Origin of the sequence: Paenibacillus sp. Leaf72, assembly GCF_001422685.1 — a bacterium.
Taxonomy (GTDB): Bacteria; Bacillota; Bacilli; order Paenibacillales; family Paenibacillaceae; genus Pristimantibacillus.
The window spans coordinates 376,081-392,579 of record NZ_LMLV01000034.1; the positions used below are offsets into that span (position 1 = coordinate 376,081).

11 protein-coding genes are annotated in these 16,499 nt (G+C 48.2%); 1 reads left to right on the forward strand and 10 read right to left on the reverse strand.

Annotated elements, in window-relative coordinates; all coding sequences use genetic code 11:
- Nucleotides 1–27: 27 nt before the first annotated feature.
- The 9 genes from ASF12_RS30955 to ASF12_RS30995 form a co-directional block, all read right to left on the reverse strand.
- Nucleotides 28–1,599 carry an ABC transporter substrate-binding protein gene (locus ASF12_RS30955; protein ID WP_056042836.1) on the reverse strand — a complete coding sequence of 524 codons (1,572 nt, stop codon included), beginning with the start codon at nucleotides 1,597–1,599 and terminating at the stop codon, nucleotides 28–30.
- 69 nt (nucleotides 1,600–1,668) lie between these two features.
- The gene (locus ASF12_RS30960) at nucleotides 1,669–2,595 is read right to left on the reverse strand and encodes a carbohydrate ABC transporter permease (RefSeq protein ID WP_056042838.1); all 927 of its coding nucleotides are present in this window, start codon (nucleotides 2,593–2,595) and stop codon (nucleotides 1,669–1,671) included.
- A 15-nt stretch (nucleotides 2,596–2,610) separates the two neighbouring features.
- Nucleotides 2,611–3,531 carry an ABC transporter permease gene (locus ASF12_RS30965; protein WP_056042839.1) on the reverse strand — a complete coding sequence of 307 codons (921 nt, stop codon included), beginning with the start codon at nucleotides 3,529–3,531 and terminating at the stop codon, nucleotides 2,611–2,613.
- Nucleotides 3,532–3,708: 177 nt separating this feature from the next.
- Complete coding sequence (locus tag ASF12_RS30970) at nucleotides 3,709–5,283, reverse strand: response regulator (protein ID WP_056042841.1); 1,575 nt, start codon at nucleotides 5,281–5,283, stop codon at nucleotides 3,709–3,711.
- Nucleotides 5,284–5,315: 32 nt separating this feature from the next.
- On the reverse strand, nucleotides 5,316–7,103 hold the full coding sequence (locus tag ASF12_RS30975) for a sensor histidine kinase (RefSeq protein WP_056042843.1): 1,788 nt from the start codon (nucleotides 7,101–7,103) through the stop codon (nucleotides 5,316–5,318).
- A 174-nt stretch (nucleotides 7,104–7,277) separates the two neighbouring features.
- Nucleotides 7,278–9,230 carry an AraC family transcriptional regulator gene (locus ASF12_RS34130; RefSeq protein ID WP_081419157.1) on the reverse strand — a complete coding sequence of 651 codons (1,953 nt, stop codon included), beginning with the start codon at nucleotides 9,228–9,230 and terminating at the stop codon, nucleotides 7,278–7,280.
- Nucleotides 9,231–9,588: 358 nt separating this feature from the next.
- Nucleotides 9,589–11,646, reverse strand: coding sequence for an iron ABC transporter permease (locus ASF12_RS30985; protein ID WP_056042845.1), 2,058 nt, complete (start codon nucleotides 11,644–11,646; stop codon nucleotides 9,589–9,591).
- 8 nt (nucleotides 11,647–11,654) lie between these two features.
- Nucleotides 11,655–12,680: an ABC transporter substrate-binding protein gene (locus ASF12_RS30990; protein WP_056042847.1), complete on the reverse strand. Its 1,026-nt coding sequence runs from the start codon at nucleotides 12,678–12,680 to the stop codon at nucleotides 11,655–11,657.
- Between the two features lie 280 nt (nucleotides 12,681–12,960).
- Nucleotides 12,961–14,898 (reverse strand): glycoside hydrolase family 127 protein, encoded by a 1,938-nt coding sequence (locus ASF12_RS30995; RefSeq protein WP_056042849.1) that lies wholly within the window; start codon nucleotides 14,896–14,898, stop codon nucleotides 12,961–12,963.
- A 130-nt stretch (nucleotides 14,899–15,028) separates the two neighbouring features.
- Here ASF12_RS30995 and ASF12_RS31000 point away from each other — a divergent pair, with 130 nt between their 5' ends.
- Nucleotides 15,029–15,880, forward strand: coding sequence for a helix-turn-helix domain-containing protein (locus tag ASF12_RS31000; RefSeq protein ID WP_063892693.1), 852 nt, complete (start codon nucleotides 15,029–15,031; stop codon nucleotides 15,878–15,880).
- Between the two features lie 148 nt (nucleotides 15,881–16,028).
- Here ASF12_RS31000 and ASF12_RS31005 read toward each other — a convergent pair whose 3' ends face one another.
- Complete coding sequence (locus tag ASF12_RS31005) at nucleotides 16,029–16,487, reverse strand: heme-degrading domain-containing protein (RefSeq protein ID WP_056042853.1); 459 nt, start codon at nucleotides 16,485–16,487, stop codon at nucleotides 16,029–16,031.
- Nucleotides 16,488–16,499 lie beyond the last annotated feature (12 nt).

Consider the following 16,499-nt stretch of genomic DNA (forward strand, 5'->3'; position numbering starts at 1 on the left):
GCGGGCAGCTTATTGCATGAGCTGCTATTATTTTTTGGCTGCTAGAAAAGCATCGATTTGGCTTTGCACTTCTGCAATAATTTTATCAATGCCGGCCGCTTTCACCTGCTTGTTCAAATCCTCGAGGCCTTTATCTACATCCTTAATCGCGCCGTATTCCAGCGGAATTGCAAAGCGGAGCATCACATTACCGACGTTAGCCACTTCCGTCTTCACCTTGCTGTTGTCAAAAACGAAGGTTTCCAGTGGGTAGTGGTAAACCTTTCCTTCCCAATCGTTTGTGAGCGCGGTTGCTTCCTCTGGGAAGGATGCGTTGTCACGATTGAGCGGCGAGTTGAAGCCCCAGCTGGAGAAGCCTGTGAAGTTCACGCTTTTATCGGTCGTATCGTATTTATCGTCGCCAACGGCTGTGAAATGTACGCCTGGGATACCGTATTGCACCAAGTCATGAAGCTCTCTGTCATTTTGCATCAGGTCGACGAACATCAGCGAACGCTCCGGATTTTTGGACGTTGCATGGATAGAAACGCCGTTTTGCGTCGATACGGCATTCGATTTCTTCGTATTCGGCGTAATGTCGGCAAGCGCAAGCTCATAAGGAGATTTTTCCATGCGCATCAATGCCATGAGTGAGCCGAGCGTTCCCATATTATGCGTAATGGACGCTGTTTTGCCTTCCTTGAAATCCTGCTGATGATCATTTTTATTATTCAATACGTTTTTCGACCAGGCATTATTGTCGGCAAGATCTTTGTAATAATACAGCAAATCCTTGAATTCCTGTGTTTCATAGACGTTAAACACTTTGCCCGCTTCATCCGTCAGCTTAAAGCCGATCGGCAGGTCGAAATCGAGCATGTTCCAGTCATTTTGCTGCTTGAGCAGGATACGGTCTAAATTATGCAGCTTCCAGTCGCCGGTTTCCGGTGTGAATGGCGTAATGCCTTTCTCATTTTGAGCGATCGCTTTCAAATAGTTAGCATAAGCTTCCGGGCTGTCGATAGCGGGAAGATTGTATTTTTTACGCAGGTCCTCCCGGTACAAAATCAGCTTCTCTACCGATTCGCCTCTGTTTTGCGGAACCATGTACAGCTTGCCGTTTACTTTCGCTTGATCCCAGCCTACCTTGTCCATCGCCTTCCATGTTTCCGGCATATATTTGGACAGCATATCATCGGTCAGCTCCAAGAAGCCGCCTTTGAGCGCCTGATCGTTATAGCCCGCCCAGTTCGCGGAATAGATGAGGTCGAAATCTTCATTCGCCGCCAGCTTCAGCGGATATTTTTGCGCCCAATCGGACCAATCCAAAAACTCGGCATCGACGGTTGCATTGATTTTTTCCTTGAGCTTTTTGTTGATTTCCGCAAATACGCTATCATAATCAACCGGCTTTGGTCCAACGAACACCATTTTCAGCTTGACCTCTTTGGAAATATCTAAGCCGTCCTTTGTAGGCGACTGCGTTGCGGAAGAATTAGTACCTGATGCTGGCGCTGTGCTCGCTTCTGTTCCTGTATTGCCACCGTTGCCGCATGCACCAAGAACCATGGCTAAAGTTAAGGCTACCGCCGGTATAACGACTTTTTTCTTCTTTTGCATATTGAATTTCCCCCTTAAATGTAACTGTTGATATGCCCATCTATCTTGATAAACCAAGTTCCCTTGGGATTATCCTTTCACTGCGCCAATCGTCAAGCCTTTTACAAAGTACTTCTGGATGAAGGGATAGGCAAGCAGGATCGGACCGCTGGCTACAACCGTCATTGCCATCTTAAGACCCTCTGTCGGCAGGCTTGTCGTCACAACAGCGCCTGAGCCCATCATCGCCTTGCGCATACCATCCATGTTGCCCAACATTTTGTACAAGTAATATTGCAGCGGCATCAGCTTGTCGTCGGCAACGAACAGCAGGGCGTTATACCAATCATTCCAATAGCCGAGGGCAAGGAAGAGACCGATCGTTGCGAGAGCAGGCTTGGACAGCGGAAGAATAAGTTTCATGAAAATGAGGAAATCGCCTGCGCCATCGATTTTGGCCGATTCAACAATCGCTTCTGGAATGTTGCTCATAAACGATTTCATAACGATAATATAAAACACGTTCAGCAGCAGCGGCACAATCAGCGCCAGCGCCGTATCCTTCATATGGAGATAGTTGACGATGAGCAGGTACCAAGGCACAAGCCCGCCGCTGAACAGCGTCGTAAAGAAAAAGAAGAAGGAGAAAAAATTGCGCCATTTGAAATCTTTGCGTGATAGGCAATAGGCGGTCATAGCGGTCAGGAATAGGCCGATCGCTGTACCGATAACGGTAACGGAGATGGTTACCCCATACGCCCGAATCATTTGTTCGGGATATTTGAATAGGATTTTATAAGGCTCCACAGAGAAGGCCGTTGGGAAAAATTGATAACCCTCACGCACAATGGTGCTTTCCTCGGTAAACGAAGAGGATACGATCAAAATAAAGGGCAATATGCACAGAACCGACAGTACGGTTAAGGAAGTATAGCCGATAATGGCAAGAAGCTGGCGGTCGAGCTGACCGCTTTTCACAGACTTGTTGCTGACGATATTAGCATCAGATACACTCATTTTCATGACCTCCCACTAGAATAAGGCGCGATCTTTGTCATACTTGCGAACGGCATAGTTAAACAGCATAATGGTGGTAAATCCAAGAACTGATTGATAAACCCCAGCTGCGGCCGACATGCCAATATCATTCGAAGTGATGAGCGATCTGAATACGAACGTATCAATAACATCAGTAGACGAGAACAGCACACCATTATTGCCGACCATATTGTAAAACATCCCAAAATCGCCTTTGAAAATATTGCCGACTGCCAGCAGCACCAATATAATGACGGTCGGATATAAATTAGGAATCGTTACCTTGAAGATACGCTGAAAAATATTCGCGCCATCGATTTCGGCTGCCTCATACATTTCGGTATCAATGCTCGTGATCGCCGCCAAATACATGATCGTACCGTAACCGAGCGTTTTCCACGCCGCGACCAGTACGAGAATAATCGGCCAATAGGCAGGCGTATTATAAATATCAATCGGCTCCATCCCAATATTCCTCAGCAGGGAATTAACCGTTCCGATGTCAAAGCTGAGCAGGTTGTAGGCAATCGCTCCCACGACTACCCAGGAAATAAAGTAAGGCAGGAACAAAATCGACTGGGCGATTTTGCGGAACCATTTGCCCCCAACCTCGAACAGCAAAATCGCTGTGAAAATTTGCAGCACATTGTTGACTACAATAAAAGCGATATTATAGAGCGCCGTATTTCTTGTTATGCGCCAGGCATCGCCCGATTCAAAGAAAAACCGAAAGTTGTCCAGCCCATTCCACGCGCTGCCAAAGATTCCGCCGGCATAATCATAATGCTTGAAAGCAATAATAATGCCCGCCATTGGTATATAAGCAAACAGTAGAAAAAACAAAACGGCTGGCAGCAGCATGAGCAAAATAGCCCGATATTTGATGACATCCTGTATAAATCCGTGTCGCTTCATCTGTGCTCCCCTCTCTTCTCTTGTCTGCTTTCATTATAAGAAAAGCAGGGCGTCCGCATAATTAAGGGGAACAACTAAAACTAATACTAATTCAACGATTGGATAAAATAACGGCTAAAAATAACCCGGAATCCACCGGACCCGGGCCGTTACCATGCAATAAAAAGAGAAATACGATTAAATATTATGCTTTTTCCGATATTCTCCCGGCGACATGCCAACCTGCTGCTTGAATTGACGATTAAAATAAATAATATTTTTATAGCCAGCCAGCTCGGCAATTTCGTAAATTTTCTTGGTCGGGTCCTCCAGCAGCTTGCACACATGCTTCATCCGCAGCTCGCTTAGAAAATCACTGAACAGCGTATTCGTCTCGGCTTTGAACAGCTGGCCCAAGTAGTTTGGCGTAAAGTCAAAGTGGGCCGCTACCTCATTGAGCGTAATTTTCTGATCGAGCCGCTGCTCAACATATAGCGCAATTTCTTCAATCAGCTTCCGCTTCTGCCGCTGCTTCTTCAAATACAGCAGCTCGGACAGCTCGAAAAACCGCCTTCTCAGCCAGGAGAGAATGTCATGCACCGTCTCAAATTGGAACAAAACAAACGGCTGATGGGAGTCCCATTTTAAAATTTCATATAAATGCTCGTTCATTTGCTGGAGATCCGCATGCAGCTTGGACGTAATGCGAATGATGAGGTCGTAGATGTCGTTTTTCCCGGTTAACGGCTGGTCGCCGCTGAACAGCTCCCGCAAGCAATCATCAACCGTCGTCAGATCATATTCCAGCATCGCGCGCAGCATACGGTCTACCGTCTCTTCGAGGCTGTAGGCCATCGCTTCTTTCGGCGACCAAGCCGCTGCATCGTGAATAAGCCTGTTTTTCCCGACAATCCATTTGATGCTGAGCGCTGCCTGTGCCTGCTGATAGGCATCATGCAGCTTGGCGATAACCGTTGTATGCATGCCAGCGCCAATCGTAATCGAATACGGAAAAGCTTCATTAAATGCTTGCACCAGCTTTTCAAGCAGAGCTTTGCATTCCGCCTCCTGCACCGTCGCCAGCAGCACAAAATGATAGTCATAGCTGGTCAGCACGGTTCCAACTTGATGCCGATCTACAAAGGTCCGAATGAACAACGCCATTTCCGCTGTTAAGGAACGGCGCTCGTCAGCTGCCATTTTACCCAGCTTCCACTCCAAATCGTCGATTTCAATAATGGCAACGGCTGCTCCGCCCTGCAGCAGAGGCATGAGGAAGCTGTGGAGATGCTGCTCTACCCGCCCCGATGTCGGCTCGTTAAACCAGCGCAGCAGCAGCTCCTGATGCACAAGCGTCAGAGTCTCGGTCAGCGATTGGTTTTGCATCCGCTCCTGCTCGATTTTGTTGCACAGCTCCAGCAGCATATCATGAAGCTCGTTATCATCAACCGGCTTAAGCAAATATCCGGAGGCGTTCAGTTGGATCGCTTCCTTCGCATAGCTGAAATCCTGATGTCCGCTTATAAAAACAAGATGGGCCTGCGGGTTAATCGCCTTCGCCCTGCGCGCAAATTCCATCCCCGACATAATCGGCATGCGAATATCCGAGAGAATCAGATCGATGCGCTTCTGCTCCATCATTTCCAGCGCCTCAAACCCGCTAGTGGCCACGGACACATCCTGCAAATGCAGGCGCTCGTTGCCGACTACCCTTCGGCGAAGCCATTCCAAGTCGATCGCCTCATCATCCACCAATAATAAACTAATGTCCATCCCCGCACTCTCCCCTCTTAGCTGCTTATGGATCAAATCCCTTCCGCATCCTCCCGAATCTCGGCATTTTCCACTGGAAGAATAATTTGCACCGTTGTGCCTGCACCATAATGGCTGCCAATTCGAATCCCAAAATCTGTGCCGTAGCGCAGCTTGATCCGCTCTTCGACGTTTTTCAGCCCATATTTATCCGATTGGCCATTTTCCACGCTATCCGTTTGGTCGGCAAGAGCTGGCAAAGGCAAAGGCGTATTCGAGAGCATTTTCCTCAGCGTATCCGGCCGCATTCCTATGCCAGTATCAATAATTTTCAGCTCAATGCGGTCGCCCAGCCGCCTGCCCGTTATGCGAATCGCTATCGTTTTGCCAAACCAGGCATGCTTAAATATATTTTCGACAAATGGCTGTAAAATAAGCTTAATGATCGGTGTTTGCAAAATATCCGGCTCAACATCGTAATAAACCTCGAACGTGTCCGCATATTTGACTCGCTGAATGTCCAAATACGTCTTTACCTGCTCTAGCTCCTTCTCCAGCGTGATGTAAACGTTACCGCCATTTAACGTTAATCGGTAAAACTTCGACAGCCCCTGAACCATCGCCGTCACCTTGTCCGTCTCGCCCAAATTAGCCAAGCTGCCAATCGTCGAGAGCGTGTTATACAAAAAATGAGGGCTGATCTGCGCTTGCAGCACATCCAGCTCCGCCTGCTTTTTCTGAATGCCCTGCACGTAGACATTTTTGATCAGCTCTTGAATGCTCGTTGCCATCTGATTAAAGGAATTGGCGATGTGGACAAACTCGTCATTGCCGGTAAAACCAATCCGCTTATGAAAGTTCCCCTCTTGGAAGGAGCGGACCAAGGTGACGATTCGCTTCATCTTCTTCCCGGAAAGCCGGGCAACGATGTAGCCAATAAACACCATGACCAGAAAGCTGATCAAGCACACGGCGAAAATAACCTTTTGCATGCGGCTGGCGTCCTTGTTTAAATAAGCATGCGGCACTATCGTTTCAATGACGAATGGCGTTCCGGGTATTTCCTCTTTCACACTAAGGTAGGAGGCCGAATCAGAATGGTCGCTTGTTATGCCGCGCGTATACATGACCTCGCCTGATTGAGTGTTTAGCAGCCGCAAGCTGATGCCTTGATCGATCGGGAACGTATCGAAGTTGCCAAGCAGCTCATCGAAGCGGGCCGTCACGCGCACATAGCCGATAATGGGAGCCATCCCGCTGGAGGACACCAGCTTGCGAAAATGCGAAACGTTTTCCAGCTTGCGGTCGGAACCCAGCTGTATCCAAAGATTATCCTGATTGGATGCTTGAAGTGACTTGAACCAGTCTGTATGCTCGATCTGACGCACCGAGAGCACATAATAGTCTCTGCGCTGAATCGGCTTGTCCATATCATCGCCCGGCACCTCGTACAATTTCTCGTCTACCGTGTAGACGGCAAGCCTGATATTGTTGCCATACAGTTGGAGCGGCGCTCTCATCTGCGGTATGATGTCATCCTTCATTTTCAGCATCATTTCCAGCGGCTCTCCCGTGTTTTGCAGCGCATTCTGAAAAGTTAAGCTGCTGAAAAGCGTGCTCGATATGCGCTCAATTTCATCCATTTGGTATTCAATATTATTGCGCGTCTGCTCCAGCGCGGTGCGAATATTCGTCTCCGCCATCTCCGTTCGCGATTGGATGAGCATCGTATACGATATATAGCCGACCAGCACATCCGTCAGCAGTACAAGCGCCATATAGGGAATCATCATTTTATACGTAAATGGTATATACAGCTTGCTCAGCTGGAAGCTCTTCATCTGTCGTCTCCTTTCGTATCATGCACCGCTTATGTGCATCATTCTACAATACGGGCGGGGAATTTGATATGGCAATAAAATCACTATTTTCTGCACTTATTTAAGCATTACAAGAAAACAACCCGTAAAGTGGAGGTTGTTAGAGCATCCACTTTACGGGTTATAATGATTTATTTATTTCACAATACTCTCAAGCACATCATCAATCATCTGCGAGTTCGCAATCGTTCCCGTATACAGCCAGCTGGCATTGTTGTCATACGCGTAGACGTTGTTATTTTTAACCGCAGGAATGCCCTGCCAGATTGGATCGCTCAAAATTTCCTCTTTCGTCGCTTCCCTGCTATTCACAATGAACAGGTAATCGGCGTCCAGCTCGGCCAGCTTCTCCTTGGAAATCGCACTCCAATTCGCCTTCGCTGTCGACGATATTTCCGCAACAACATTCGGAACGGTCAACTCCAGATCCCGATAAAGCAAATCGCCGCTGGATAAGTTTTGGTTGACGACGTACACATTTTTAGCCGTAACCCAGAGAACAGCAGCTGACTTATCTCCGATCGCCTGATGCAGCTTTTCCTTGGCATCTGCTGCTTTCGCTTCATAATCAGCCAGCACCTGCTTCGCTTCCTCGCTCTTATTCAGCACTTCGCCTACCTTCAGCAGCTCCTGCCGCCAATCATTGTTGACATCGCTGCCTACCGTATAGGTTGGGGCAATTTTAGCATATTGTGCGTACTTGTCCCCCATCACCATTTCCGCATTGTCGATAATAATGAGATCCGGCTGGTAGCTCATCACGACTTCATAGGGAAGCTCGGATGGAATAGCAGGGATATTAGCCAGCTCCTTCTGCAAATAATTTTGCACCTTCCCATCACTGACCGACCACTGAGCAACCGGAATGACGCCTAGCGCCACCAAATGATCTTCCAAATAAGAGGCTATAACCCGTTTAGGATTAGCTGGAACCTTAACTTCATTGCCCAAACCGTCCTTCAGTATTCGCTCACTCGCTGTCTGTTCCGCTGCATTGCTGCTTGCGGCTGGTGCAGTGCCATTTGTCGCTGGAGAATTTGCCGAACTTGCGCATGCGCTGACCAATAAAGTCATCGCAAGCAGCATCATAATGGCAATGGATTGTTTCGAACCTCTGTTCATTTTTAATGCCCCTTCACTACTGTTTTGATAATGATTATCACCAATAACAGTATGCCCGCTGCGTCTTCTCGACACAATAGGGTATCGGGACATCAATAATGGATTATAAGGGCGTTTTCGCGGAGCGCTCGCTTCCGTTTTATAATGGATCGGCGAAATGCCCGTATGCTTTTTAAAAATACGACTGAAAAAATAGACGTCCGGATAGCCGACACCGGCAGCGATTTCCTGTAAAGTCCCCTCCGTGCTCGTCAGCAACTCCTTCGCCTTCTCGATACGAAGCTGGATGAGATAATCAATCGGACTATGCTGGATTTGATTTTTGAACAGGCGTGTTAAATGCCTTGGCGTGCACTCCAGCACCTTCGCCAGCCGCTCCAGTGTAATGGCTTCGGCATAATGCTCATGGATGAACCTGACCGCCTGGGCGACCAGATCTGCTTTTATAACGGGAACCTCCTGCTCACTGAGCTGCCGCATCCATTCATATATAAAATCGTAAAACAATGTTTTCACATGCAGCTCGGCAAGCTTGCCGCCCTTGTGAAATTCCTCGTCCAACTGCTTCAGCTTCTCATAAAGAGATATTGGAAAAGCAGGCGTAACGCCATATTGCATGCGAAAAGGATTTTTCTCCAGCAGCCGCTGTTTCTCCGGCATATTCAGAAGCGGCTGAACCGCTTTGTAGAGGATGAGATAATATTCAAAAAGCTCCTCTGTCGAGCGAATATCCAAATAAAAGCCTTTTCCGCCATGCAGCATTTGAAATTTTTTGAATGCATACTCCCGGTTGTCCAATGCGACCGCTGCACTGCCTCGCAATGCAAACAAAAACGCATTGGCCGGAAGCCGATAGGCGCTAAGCGCTTCCCCTAGCTTCATTTTTATATGCCGAACGTCCATCACTTTAATGGCGCTATGCGTGAACCAAAAAAGCTGCTCGTCGATGTTTATCGTGTCGTTCATGACTTCCACTCTATCTTCACTCCTTGCTCTAACGCTCCACTCGTCTATATTTGAAAAAACGGATAAAAAAGCAAAAAACAGGCCAATCATGGTAATATCTAACCATAATCGAACTGTTTCATGCAACTAACTTTGATACCTTTAAATGTTGAAGGACTGAGGTTCCGCTATTTGGGCTTTTGATTCGATTTCAGGCCATAAGCGGACAGGAAATCCGTTATTGCCCTCAATATCCCGTCAAAATGGCTTATGGCCGTGCATTAGCTGCCCCTGAGTCCGCAGCCTGTGCCATATCCGTGTTTTTGCCGAAATAGCGGCTGCTGTGTCCGTCAAACCTCCTGAAAGCTCCTGAAACTTTCTAAAATTTCCTAACCAGCGAGCGGTACATGAGGAACAGGAAATACGGACTGCCAATCAGCATAATAATTAGGCCTGACGGAATTTCTTTCGGCGCCATAATCGTTCTTCCGAGCGTATCGGCAATGACGAGCAGCAAGCCGCCGAGCAGCCCTGACAAAATAATGGAGCGTCTCGTGTGATGCCCAATCATCATGCGCACGACATGCGGCGCCATAAGTCCGAGAAAACCTATCGTACCTACGCTCGCAACAGCTCCCGCTGCCAGCAAAACGCCGATAATCATCGCCCAGAGCCGCGTTCCTCGAACCGGAAGGCCAAGGCCTACCGAACTTTCGTCGCCAAACGCCAGCAAATCAAATTTCCGTCCCAAATAGTAGGCAACCGGTAAAAGGATAACCAGAAACAGCATAATGCTATAAAATTGGTTCCAGCCTCGCCCATAGGTCGTGCCCGTTAACCATATTAGCGCTGTACTGTTCCACAGGCTCGCCTTGACGATCATCGCCTGTATGCCCGCAGCGCCGATTGCCGATACTGCGATGCCAAGCAAAATAAGAACAGACGGATTTAAGGATTTGCGCCATGCTAACAAAAATACAAAGGCCGCGGCAAGAATCCCACCTGCAATTGCAGCAAACGGAAGGGCGAAGATTGTTAAATTCGGCAGTGCAACCAATACGATTAGCGCGCCAAACCCCGCTCCCGACGTTACGCCAATAATTGAGGCGTCGGCCAACGGATTTCGGACGGCGCTTTGAATTAAGACGCCGCTAATTGCAAGCGCAATACCGCCTCCAGCCGCAACAAGTGTACGCGGGAGCCTTAAATTCAGCAGCACAGAATACGATGAGTCTCCTCCACCGACAAGGCTGCCCAGCAAATCGGCAATCGGTATTCTCGTTCCCCCAAGCGACAAGCTTACAAGGATGATAACGATGAGCAGCGCTGTCATGGATATCACAGTCGGAGCGAAGCGCATACGCAGCGCTACCCCGCCGATGTTCATAGATGACTGCCCAGAGCCTGCTCCGGATATATTTTTCATCTTGGTGAGTACGAGCCAAATGAGCCAAGGCGCTCCAATAATCGCCATGACCGCGCCAACCGGCATTTCCCCTAAATTGCTCCGTACCATACGAGCAAGCAAATCCGCCGCCGTAATGAGCAGTGCTCCCCACAATGCGCTGGCGGGAATGAGCAGGCGATGCTTGCGAATACCGCTAAGCCGGACAAGATGGGGAGCGACCAAACCAACGAAGCCAATCGGACCAACTACACTGACTACAATGGCAGCCAGCAGTACCGAGAGGCCAAGCCCCATTGCCCGTGTTAATCCTACACGCTGCCCAAGCGAGCGAGCAGTAGATTCGTCGAGCTCCAAGGCATCAAATTGCCTTCCTGCGAGCATCGCGATCCCAAGCAGGGCAATGACGAAAGGCCATGCATACAAGACGCCGCTCCAGTTCAGCTGAATCAAGGAGCCTGAGCCCCATAAAAATAAATTTTGCGTTTCCGTTTGCTTAAAAATTTGAATGGCCGTTGTAAACGCCCCAAGCACCATAGATACGATCATGCCTGATAAGGCAAGTCTGATAGGTGTGGCCTTCCGGCCGCCGCTCAGGAAATAGGCAATTAACGCCGCCAGCAATCCCCCCGCCGCCGCCAGCAAAAATGGGAACTGCTGCTGCAGAGCAGGAAAAGCTACCAAGCCAAGGACAACCATAAAATAAGACCCGGCATTGATACCTAATGTATCGGAGGCAGCGAGCGGATTTTTCGTTATCGTTTGCAGTAAAGCACCAGCCGCAGCGAGCGCAGCACCAGCCAAAATACCAATAACCGTGCGCGGCATACGGATATCCCAGAGCAGATTATGCTCCATTATATCTTGGCGGCCGAGCAACCCATCTAATACGGTAGCTGCCGGGATTTTGGCCTCCCCGAAGCAAAGACTTAAAATCGATAATACGAAAAGGGCGGCAATGCCGCCCCCAAATATTCCAATTACCCGCCAGGCCATTCCGATTGAGGCTTCGTTGTTAACATTTTCGTTCATCGTGCCACTCATTTCGTTAATGTATTTACAACTTCATCAACGATCACTTTAGAGGAGATTGGACCGCCGAACACCCAGGTCGCGCTATCTAATCCGAAGAAACGTTTTTCCTTAACGAAGGTAAGACCGTTCCAAACGGAGTTATCCTTTAGCTCCTTCGAAAAAATATCATCATCCTTTTGGACGATGTAGATTAGATTGGTGTCTTGAACCGCAGGCAGCGCTTCAACCGTCGAAGTGCTAAATCCATAAACCTCAAAATTTTCCGATTTCCAATCGTTTTTCAGGCCAATCCGATTCAACGTTTGTACGGCAAGAGAGTTATCAGTAAAAAGACGCAACGTTGCTGCATTTTGGTAGCTGTACGCTTGTGTCAGTACATAGTTGAAGCCGCCCTTGCCTGCCGCCTCCAGCTTCGCCTTTGCATCCGCATAATGCGCATCCAGGTCAGCTAGAACCTTCGTGCCTTCCTCTGTTTTGCCAACAGCAGCTGCAATCGTTTTGAACACTTCTTCCATCTGATCATATTGATTGGTTTCCCCTTCAAGCGGGTACAGACTAAAAATCAACGTTGGCGCAATGCCTTTCAATTGATCATAGATCGCTTCGTGGCTATCCGTATTCGCAATAATCAAATCCGGCTTCAAAGCCGCAATCGTCTCCAGATTCGGCTCTTCACGCAAACCAACATCCGTCACGTTTGCATCCAGTGGCGCCTCTGATGTCACATACTGCTTATATTGTGCGTTATCGGTATTCCCCACTGGCTGCATGCCAAGCGCAATCACGTCTTCCGTAAACGTCCACTCTAGTACGACAACCTTTTGCGCGGGCTTATCCAGCTTAACCTCGCCTTTAGCATCCTTAAGTACAATAGGACCAGCCGCAGCGGACTCCCCATTTGTATTTGCAGCAGCTGAATTGTCAGTTGCCGTTCCTTCTGCTGCTGAATTATTCGTTGTGTTAGATCCACAGCCTGCCGCGACCAGCATAACCATGATGACCATAATTAAACCCATTAGCCTTTTGTTCATTTTATATATCCCCCTATTTTTTCAAAAATCAAAGCTGTTCCAATGTGATAATATTTATCATTATATTGATAATGATTATCATAATTAGACACAATAGCTATATTAGCTACCATTTTACCGAAAGTCAATGTTTAAATTTTCAAATTCCACTTTATCCGACCCGAATACAAAAAAAAGAACAGGATACGTTCTCCTGTCCTTCGCTACCTTGTATTTCTGCCGCAAGCTGTATCTATGCCATCCGTTGCATCAATCCCGCAGTCTTAGACACTCACATCTTTCAGCTCCGCAGCCAGACGCTCATTTCGCCAGGCTGGCGATTGCCCCATAAATAATAAGGGATGGACTTGAAGCGCACAGCTGTCTTCTGCTTCGTAAAAGGACGGTAGGGCTTGCCATCTGACCACGAAGCAGAGTCTGTCACTACTCCGTCTCCTTCTACAATAACGCAGCCGCCAAGAAGATTTGGAGCGGTATACTCCGTCAAATTTGGCTCCTCCGCCAATGAGAGCGAGGCAATCGGAGCTCCATTGTCCGCTTCCTCCAAGCAATAAACGAGCGGCCCGCGCTGAATAGCCACTTTGCCAGCATCAGCCCGAATAGACGGGTGGGCTGCAATGAACTTCGCCTCGATCGGAAGCAGCCACTCCAATGTATCGCCATCTGACCAATTTCGCGCTACTTTCGCATAGCCATTTTCAACTCGATAAAGCTGTGTTTCGCCATTCACCTTCAACGCTGGCTGCTCGTGCTGGAACCAATCAGGTATGCGTAAGGCCATTTCAAAAGCAGCACTTGCAGTGCCCTCCGGAAGGGAAACCGACCATTCAACATGTCCGCTCCAAGGAAGCTCGGAGCGTTGATGCAGCGCTACGTTGACGCCGACAAGCTCAAAGGAAGCTTGGCTTCCAATAAACAAATGGGTGTACACCGTTCTGCCATCCTCAGACACGTCGTAAATATAATCGTTTAGTGAAGATAGCAGCCGTGCGACGTTAGGCGGACAGCAGGAGCAGCCGAACCATTTTTGCCGAACTGGCTTTACGTGCTGCCGGTCTGGACTTTTGCAGCTTGCTTCTGGCCATACCTCTAGCGGGTTGACATAGAAAAAATGCTTGCCGTCGTTGGACATGCTGCCCAGCACATTGTTGTACAGCGCTCTCTCCATCACATCCGCATATTCGCTCCTTGCTTCAAGCTGCAGCATGCGGCGTGCCCAGAAAATCAAACCGATAGAGGCACAGGTTTCTGCATAAACCGTATCGTTAGGAAGATCGTAGTCAAACGTGAAGGCTTCTCCGTGATGCGTTGAACCAATGCCTCCAGTAATGTACATTTGTTTGCCTGTCGTATTGGACCAAAGGCGCTCGCAAGCTTCGCGCAGCCCGGCGTCTTCCGTCAAACGGGCGAGGTCAGCCATCGCCGTGTACATGTAGACGGCTCGAACGGAGTGGCCGACAGCGACCGTTTGCTCACGTACAAGAAGATGGGATTGGTATACTTCCAAATTAGGCATTCCTTGTGACCAAATGTTCGTCCTGCCGCCGCGTTTCCATTCCTCTACAAAATAGTTTGGCTCGTTTCCACGCTCATCAATGAAGTAGCGGCTAAGGTTCAAATAACGCTCCTCCCCCGTAACTCCATACAGCTTGACCAAGGCCAATTCAATTTCCTGATGCCCGCAGTAAGCCCGGATCTGGCCCGGTTCAGTTCCAAACAAGCTTGCAATCAGGTCAGCGAAACGGCAAGAGAGGTCGAGCAATTTACGCTTGCCTGTCGCTTCGTAATAAGCAACTGCTGCTTCAATCAAATGGCCTGCACAATAAAGCTCATGGGCCTCGTAAAGATTCGTCCACTGTTTTCCAGGCTCTTTAATCGTAAAATAGGTATTCAAATAGCCGTTGGTTTGCTGGGCTTTGCCGATCAGATCAATGGCTTCATCAGCCGTTTGCTCAAGCTCAGGATCGGGGTGGCGATGCAGCGAGTAGGCAACAGCCTCCAGCCATTTGTACAGATCGCTATCTTGAAAAACCCAGCCGCCAAATTCCCCTTTCGCAAGTCCTGCAGCTATTTTGAAATTTCGAATGGCGTAGCTCGGCTCAGCACCTTCTATCCTATCGTTCAGTGCTTCCCACTGATAAGGGATGACGGTTTGGCGAACAAGCTCGGAATATTGGTTCCAAAAATCGTCTTGGATAAAAATCTGATTTTTTCGCATAAATATCCACCTCGAAGCTATAAAATTTGACTCTCTATAGCATCGAGTATATGCTTTTTATAGCTGTCATAATAGAAACGGATTGACCTTTTTTCTATAAAATATAACACAGAAAAATGAGGGTAATCACTTGAAGGACGAGTTAATGGTTTCGCTGCAGACCCCGCCCCTTCCTTATTATTGGGAAGCTGGCCGCGCGGACTTTCGCGCAGGAGATCGCCACCCGAATCGAAAACATTTCGGTCTGTTCGACCTGCTGCTTGTAGTTAATGGAGCACTGCACATTGGTGAAGACGGGAAAGAATGGTCGCTTGGCGCAGGGGATACGTTATTGCTGCTGCCGGAAGGGGAGCATTATTCGGTCAAGCCATGCGAACAGGAAACGATTTTTTATTGGGTTCATTTCGAGCATAAGGTTTGGCGTCAAGCTCCTGCGATTGCTAAAGCAGAAGCAACGGCCCCATCATCTCCCTTCGATAATCCAAAATTAATCCATATCCCTAAGCATGCCTCGCTGCCTAACCCCCAGATCGCGTTTGATCTGATGAGGCAGCTTCTGGAGCTGCCGATCGGAGAAGCCTTCTGGGAGAAGCAGCACTTGCTGTTCCAACTGCTCGCTTTGCTGGAAAATGGTAGATCGGGGATGACTAGCACGCCAGCAACGCGTCTGGCTGAGAAAGCTGCTTCTTACCTGCAGCGCAACTACCAAGAGGAAATTACCAATGAAACGCTGGCATTAGCGCTGCACTTCCACCCTAACTACATTGTGCGTTGCATGAAAATGAAATATGGGGTCACGCCCATTCATTATTTGCTGCAATTCCGGATGGAGCGGGCCAAGCAGCTTCTCGTCTCAACGGAATGGTCCGTCGATCGCATAGCTGAGGAGGTCGGCTTCCGATATTCCCCTTACTTCTCGACCTGTTTCAAGCGCAGCGTTGGAATGACTCCACTCCACTTTCGCAAGAAATATTTGAATTGAATAAATACGATTATTCATTATCCGAGGTTTGAAAATTAGAATAGACACCGCATATTTATAGCCAACAAAAAAATAACGACCGATCATCATTGATGACCTGTCGTTATTTTTTAAGTTAGAGCATTTGCTGCTTGCTCCATTATTTTTTTCAGCTTATACCCAAATAAGCACTTAAACAACTTGTGATACGCTCATGTTCATCAACGTCCGAGGTGCCCGTAACTGCTATGGCCCCAATAAAGCCAACTCCCCTTACTACGATTGGGAATCCGCCTCCTGCTGCTACATAGTCAACAGGGCTTAAATGGAGAGCCTCCTCCAGTGTCACACCTTGCTCCTTCAGCTTCAATTGAATGCCCAATGTGCTTTGATTGAGCCTATAAACCGTATTTTTCTTCTTCCGAAGCCATTCATCGTTGTCTACGGTCGTCCCTTCCAATGCAGCGTGGAAGATTTGTTGTCCGCATTTAGAAATTTCCACTGCAATAGACTTTCCTTCACTTCTGGCTTTGTTTAGCAGCAATAAACCAATTTCTATTCCCATGTCATGACTAAATGTATCAAATTGCAATAACCTTTCTTGTTTGGCAATCCTCTCAATATTCATCGTCAATTCCTC